A 5,774-nucleotide genomic window follows, 5' to 3' on the forward strand; every position below is an offset into this window, starting at 1 on the left:
GGATCGACCGGCCTGACCTTCTTCAACTCTCGCGGTCACGCCATTGCTGACCAGAGAGCTCGTGTTCGGTGCTAGTGTCACGGGATACCCTTTTGGGCCGCTTGGACCGGAGGCGCGAGGTCCGCCTCCGGTTCAGCCAAATCACTTTGCAAGGTCAAATTACTTCGCAGGCCAAGCTACTTTGCAAGGCCAAGCTACTTCCAAGGCCAAGCTACTTTCCAAGGCCAAGCTACTTCCCAAGGAAGGACGTATCGACGAGGTCGTCATACTTGACGTCCATTTTGAGCTTGCCGAAGCCGCCCCAGATATCGCCGCCCAGCTTGATCAGCTTGCCGGCTTCGCCAGTCTCGCCACCGGCGAAGAATTCGGCATTGCGCTGCTTACCGTAGAAGTTCACGCCAGCGGCCGAGGAAGCGAAGTCCTTCGGATCCTTCAGCCAGCCGCCGACGCCTTTGGCCATCACCTCATACGCCTTCTCAGGATTCTCCTTGATGAACTCGTTGGCCTTGTAGAGGCCCTTCACCAGCGCCTCGACATCTCCGGGGTTCTTCGTGATGTAGTCGCAGTTGAGCGCCACCACATCGACGATCAAGCCGGGTGTCCTGGAGGAGTCGATCAGCACCTGTCCCTTGTTTTCCTTCTTGGCCAGCGTCAGATGCGGTTCCCAGGTGACGGCAACGGGAATGCGGTCGGCCATGAAGGCGGCAGCGGCATCGTCTGCCGTCATGTTGGTGATCTTCACATCGGCCTGGGTGAGACCGGCCTGCTTGAGCAGGATATTGAACCAGAACTGCGACACTGAACCCTCGTTCAGCGCTACGTCCATGCCTTTGAGGTCGGCGATGCTCTTGACCCCGCTGGGCGCGAGCACGCCATCGCCGCCATGGCTGTCATCCAGCGCATAGACCGACTTGAAGCAAACATCCTTCGAACGATACTTCATGATCTCGTCGACGGTCGATGCGCTGCCGTCGAGCTCGCCGGCGGCAACAGCCGCCATATACAGCGATGCTTCCTCGATGATTTCAAGCGAGACATCGAGCCCACCTTCCTTGAAGTAGCCCATGTCACGGGCAAGGAAGAGCGGTCCGTACCCCACCCAGGTCGTCATGCCCAGTTTCAAGCTGCCAGCTTCGGCGTGGAGGCTCACCGATATGGCGCTGAGCGCAATGCCGGCCACCAGCGCGGCCCGGCGAAACTTCGAGATTATTGTCGTCATCACGTTCCCCTGTTTTCTGAAGTCGAGCGTTATCCCGGCCCGAACGAAACCCGCTCCGGAGGCATCGCCGAAGCCTGTCGCCTGACGTTCTTTTCTTGTTTTCTTTCAGCCGATGGCGGAGCAAAGCACGTTGGGTGCGCTGCACAAATTATGATTTTCAGTAGTTCGGCTTAGGCTGGACCTAACCAGACTGCGTTGCGTCTGCGCCATCGCGATTTCGCCCTCAGCAAGCTGCACCATTTCTTCTTTCCTCGGCCGGCCCGGGGCCACACCATTTTACGCGCCATTTATTGGCCGGGGCTGAGAGACGGGGAACTGGAGCCGAGCCATCGCGGGCTGCGGCCTAAAACGAACGGGTTGCAGTTCGGCGATTTCGCCATTCTGGCAGATCCGTCCGGACGGCTGATCCGTCTTTTCGGAATCGAGCCACCTGGCCTGACAAGCGCGCTGGCGCTGTCGGATTGGGTTGTCCAATTTGTCGGAAAGACGAACTTCTTCTTGCTTTAGCCCTTGACCGCCCCAGCGGTCATGGATCCCGATATCTGCCGATACATCACAAGACCCAGCAATGCCGGCGGCAAGGCGCCCAGCATCATGACGGCGGAAGCGGTTCCCCATTTTACGCCACCGCCGCTCGCGGCGAAGAAGAAGGATGCGCCGACCGTCATCGGCACGGCACGACTGGTTGTCAGCATGAGGCCGAAGAGGAATTCGTTCCAGGCGGTGATGAAGCCGAAGATGAAGGTTGTGACGAGCGCCGGTCGGATGACGGGCCGGACGATCATCATCATCACCTGCAAGGAACTTGCGCCATCGACTTTCGCCGCCTCGTCGAGTTCGACTGGTACATCTGAAATCGCGTTTACCAGGATGACGAGTGCAAGCGGCGCGTTGACGATGGTCAGGATGAGCCCGAGCCCGATCCGCGTATCGAGCAGGCCCAGCCACTGGTACATCATGTAAAGCGGGATCGCGAAGATGATCAGCGGCACGGCGCGAAGATTGATGACGATCGGCAGGACCAAGCGCTTTCCCGCCTCGCTGCGCGCGATCGCATAGGCAGCCGGGAACGCGAGCACGATCGCAAGGCCGGTTCCGATCAGCGCCGCCACGGTGCTGTTCAGCAGATAGGCATAGATGTTGAAGCGGCTGGTCTGCGTCAGGACCTCCAGATAGTTGTCGAGCGTCGGCTGGCTGATCCACAAACCGGGGTTCGTCGAAAGCTCGCGCTGGCTTTTGAGCGATGTGATCAGCGTCACGATAATGGGGAAATTCATCGCCAGCACGGCGATGGCAAAAACGATCCAGCGCAGTGCCCCGGCCATCGTCAACGCTTCCTGCGGCCGGCAAGCCGGTTAAGGCAGTGGAGAACGATGAACGACGCCATGAACAGGACAACCGAGGCGGCGACCGCCTTGCCAATAGCCCCTTCCTTGAAGAAGGCTTGGTAGATGTAGATCGACAAGGACGTCGTTGAACCTCCTGCACCACTGCCGGTCAATGCATAGACATTGTCGAACACCCGGAAACCGTCGATGAAACGGATGAAAAACGCGATGACCAGCGTCGGCTTCATCAATGGCAGGTCGATCCACCGGACGATCTCAAACGGTGATGCGCCATCGAGCGAGGAGGCTTCGCGCACGTCGAGCGGTATGGCCGAATAGGCCATGTAGAAGAGCAGGAAGGCGAAAGGCGTCCATTGCAGCGTCTCCACGACGACAAGGGTGCGGAAGGCATTGTTGATGTCGAGGAAGGCCGGGCTGTCACCGAACCATTCGAAGAGATAGTAGGGGACGGGGCCCGCAAATTCATGCAGCACCAGCCGGTACATGAGACCGACCATGGCCGGCGCGACCATCAGCGGCAGCATCAACGGCGCCATCAGGACTGGTCGCTTGCTCAGAAGCGGTGCCAGGAAGATGGCAAGGAAAAGACCGATCAGACATTCCGCTGATGCGGTAAGAATACCGAAGCGCAGAGAGAACCAGGCCGAGCTCCAGAATTCGCGGTCGTTCAACACCGCGACATAGTTGCTGAAACCGCTCAACACCGGACTGCGCAGCGTCTCGAATGTGACGGCCGAAATGGAATAAATCAGATTGACGATCGCCGGAAAGCCGAGGAACAGCAGCAGGAAGCCGACCAGCGGCGTCAGATACATCCTGCCTTCGGCACGTGTCACAAGGGCCATGTCGATCCGCCAAACGCGCCGGACGCCGAGCTCGACCCGGCGTCCGGCAAATGGTTCATTTCTTGAGAAGGTCCTGCATGCCCGCCTTGGTGTGGGCGAGCGCATCCTCGAGGCTCTGCTGGCCGGACCAGTAGCCGGTAAACTCCTTTGCCTGCAGCTCATAGACCGGGAGCGCACTCGCGGACGTCGCACCGGTCATGACATAGCCGTACTTGCTGGCGAATTCGCCGAGCTTGACGAGATCGGGACGTTCCTTCGCAACCTTGGCGACGACATCGGGAGACAATGCCGGCGAACCGCCGCTGCGCGCATAGAGCAAGGCCGCATCCTCGGTGGCGAGCCACTTCAGGAACTTGACGGCGCCTTCCTTGTTCTTGGCGTTCTTGTTGAGGCCCAAACCAAGGCCGTGGATATGATCGGCGCGTCCGTCGGGACCTGCCGGCGGCGCGACGATCCCGGTCACCTCGGCGACCGCCGGAGATTTTTCGGTGCTGGTCAGATCCGCCGCCGCGGCATTCCACTGCAGTGCCGTCGCGGCCTGACCGGATGCGAAGGCCGCGTTGGTTTCCGCATATTCGTAGCTCAGCGAATCCTTGGGCGATGACCCGGCATCATAGAGTTTCTTGTAGAGCTCGAGGCCGGTCTTGTAGGCATCGGAATCCACCGTGACATTGCCGTTCTTGTCCATCCAGTCGCCGCCGTAGGAGCGCGGCAGGGACTGGAAGACCATCATGTTGAACAGCAGGTTCTTCATCTGCAGGACCGTGCCGTAGCGCACCGGGCTGTCGGGGTTCACCTGCTTGGTGAAATAGAGGGCGGTGGCCGCCCAGTCGTCCCAGGTCCAGCTGTCCGGGTCCTTCGGCTGCAGCGGCTTGCCGAGATATTTCTGGGCGATTTCACCATAGGTCTTCTTGGCGGCGTCATCCCTGCTCAAGGCGTCGACGAGATCCTTGCGGTAGTACATGAAGTGCAGCGAAAGGTCGGTCGGCACGCCGTATTGCTTGCCGTCGAACTGCATCGTCTTGAGAACGGATTCGCCGAAAACCTTGGCCGCATCCGCGCCAAGATCGACCGGCTCCATATAGGGCGCGTAGCGACCGAGCGAGTAGGTGGCGACGAGATTCACGTCGAAGGCGTTGGATCCGGCCGCCATGTCGGCCTGCAGCTTGTCGTAAAAGCCTTCGCGGTTGAAGAACAGCAGCTCCACCTTGTCGGCATCGCTTGCCTGCTTGTTATAGGTTTCCACGGTTGCCCGCAGTGCGGTTTCCTCGGACCCGCCAGGCCAGCCGAGCACGGTCACGGTTGCGTTGGCAAAGGTCGGCAAAGCTGTCCCCGCGAGGAGGGTGGCCATAAGCGCAAAAGACGTCCTGCTCAATTTCATGATCGTTCCCTTCTTTTTTGATGATTTTTGCATGGCATGACCGGCGGCGCCGCTACTTTGCCCATTCGGCAAGATCGGCAACACCGATGACGCCGGCGTGGCCCGCGAGCTTCGCCGCAACGAGATTGGAGGAAAGGCGCGGTGGAACCTCGCCCAGATGCGCGCGCACCCGGTCGAGATAGCCATCGGCAAGACCGATGCTGCCGCCGATGACGATCGATTTCGGATCGAACATCATCTGAATGTCCCGGCACAGCGTCGCGACCCGCGAGGCGCTCCGCGAGACGATGGCGTCGGCCCAGGCCTCGCCCTTCAGCGCAAGCCCGAACACATCGGCGGCATCGGCCTTGAAGCCGGCCTTGAGGGCCTGCGAAGCGATCCAGCGGCCGGAGGTGCTGTCTTCGAGCGGGGCCTGGTCTTCAGACAAACCACGGATCAGACCGAAGTGACCGGCAAGACCGGACAGCAATCGGCCGTTGCAAACGATGCCGCCGCCAATTCCGGTCGAGATGGTCAGAAAGACGATGTCGCGACCTTGCCCGGCGCCGAATTTGTATTCGCCCCAGGCGGCTGCCTGGGCATCGTTGAACGCACAGACGGGCTTGCCGAAAACAGCGGATGCCCTTTCGACCAGCGGGTAGCCGTCGGGAATGCCAAGCGTCGCCGGATTCAACGCCGACCAGCGTCCATCGTGCACCAGCCCCGTCACCGCAATACCGATACGACTGAAGCGGCTTGACCAGGCCGACGTGCTTTGCGCAAGGGATGCCAGCCAGGCGTCGGGTCCAGCCTCTCGCGCGGTAGGCACGATCATGTCCTCGACCACCTTGCCGCCGCTGACCAGCGCGGCCATGGTCTTGGTTCCCCCGATGTCGATGCCCAGCACGGTTGGGCCAAGCACGGTTTGCGTGCCCCTTGCCGCATAGGCCCCGGAAATCGCCTGGTGGAACCACGAGGTGACGTGCTCGGTACGGGTGATC

The 5,774-nt window shown here is 60.5% G+C and carries 6 protein-coding genes; 1 reads left to right on the plus strand and 5 read right to left on the minus strand.

The window, feature by feature from the left end:
- Positions 1–229: 229 nt before the first annotated feature.
- Positions 230–1,219 (minus strand): ABC transporter substrate-binding protein, encoded by a 990-nt coding sequence (locus tag EN884_RS22925; RefSeq protein WP_063168707.1) that lies wholly within the window; start codon positions 1,217–1,219, stop codon positions 230–232.
- Between the two features lie 195 nt (positions 1,220–1,414).
- On the opposite strand from EN884_RS22925, the gene EN884_RS22930 reads away from it, so the two are divergent.
- The gene (locus EN884_RS22930; protein ID WP_127224133.1) at positions 1,415–1,726 is read left to right on the plus strand and encodes a hypothetical protein; all 312 of its coding nucleotides are present in this window, start codon (positions 1,415–1,417) and stop codon (positions 1,724–1,726) included.
- On the opposite strand, the gene EN884_RS22935 is transcribed toward EN884_RS22930, so the two are convergent.
- The 4 genes from EN884_RS22935 to EN884_RS22950 all read right to left on the minus strand — a co-directional run.
- Entirely contained in the window at positions 1,723–2,544 is an 822-nt protein-coding gene (locus EN884_RS22935) for a carbohydrate ABC transporter permease (RefSeq protein WP_027160930.1), read from the minus strand. The genes EN884_RS22930 and EN884_RS22935 overlap by 4 nt on opposite strands.
- Positions 2,545–2,546: 2 nt before the next feature.
- Positions 2,547–3,413: a sugar ABC transporter permease gene (locus EN884_RS22940; protein WP_013530442.1), complete on the minus strand. Its 867-nt coding sequence runs from the start codon at positions 3,411–3,413 to the stop codon at positions 2,547–2,549.
- Between the two features lie 55 nt (positions 3,414–3,468).
- On the minus strand, positions 3,469–4,764 hold the full coding sequence (locus EN884_RS22945) for a sugar ABC transporter substrate-binding protein (protein ID WP_244514326.1): 1,296 nt from the start codon (positions 4,762–4,764) through the stop codon (positions 3,469–3,471).
- Between the two features lie 82 nt (positions 4,765–4,846).
- On the minus strand, positions 4,847–5,774 hold a 928-nt coding region (locus EN884_RS22950), incomplete at its 5' end, for an ROK family protein (protein ID WP_245491970.1).

The organism is Mesorhizobium sp. M7A.F.Ca.AU.001.01.1.1, assembly GCF_004022735.1.
GTDB lineage: Bacteria > Pseudomonadota > Alphaproteobacteria > Rhizobiales > Rhizobiaceae > Mesorhizobium > Mesorhizobium ciceri.

Coding starts and splice junctions, on each gene's coding strand:
- EN884_RS22925 (WP_063168707.1), bottom strand. CDS start 1,219: ATGACGACAATAATCTCGAAGTTTCGCCGGGCCGCGCTGGTGGCCGGC.
- EN884_RS22935 (WP_027160930.1), bottom strand. CDS start 2,544: ATGGCCGGGGCACTGCGCTGGATCGTTTTTGCCATCGCCGTGCTGGCG.
- EN884_RS22940 (WP_013530442.1), bottom strand. CDS start 3,413: ATGGCCCTTGTGACACGTGCCGAAGGCAGGATGTATCTGACGCCGCTG.
- EN884_RS22945 (WP_244514326.1), bottom strand. CDS start 4,764: ATGGCCACCCTCCTCGCGGGGACAGCTTTGCCGACCTTTGCCAACGCA.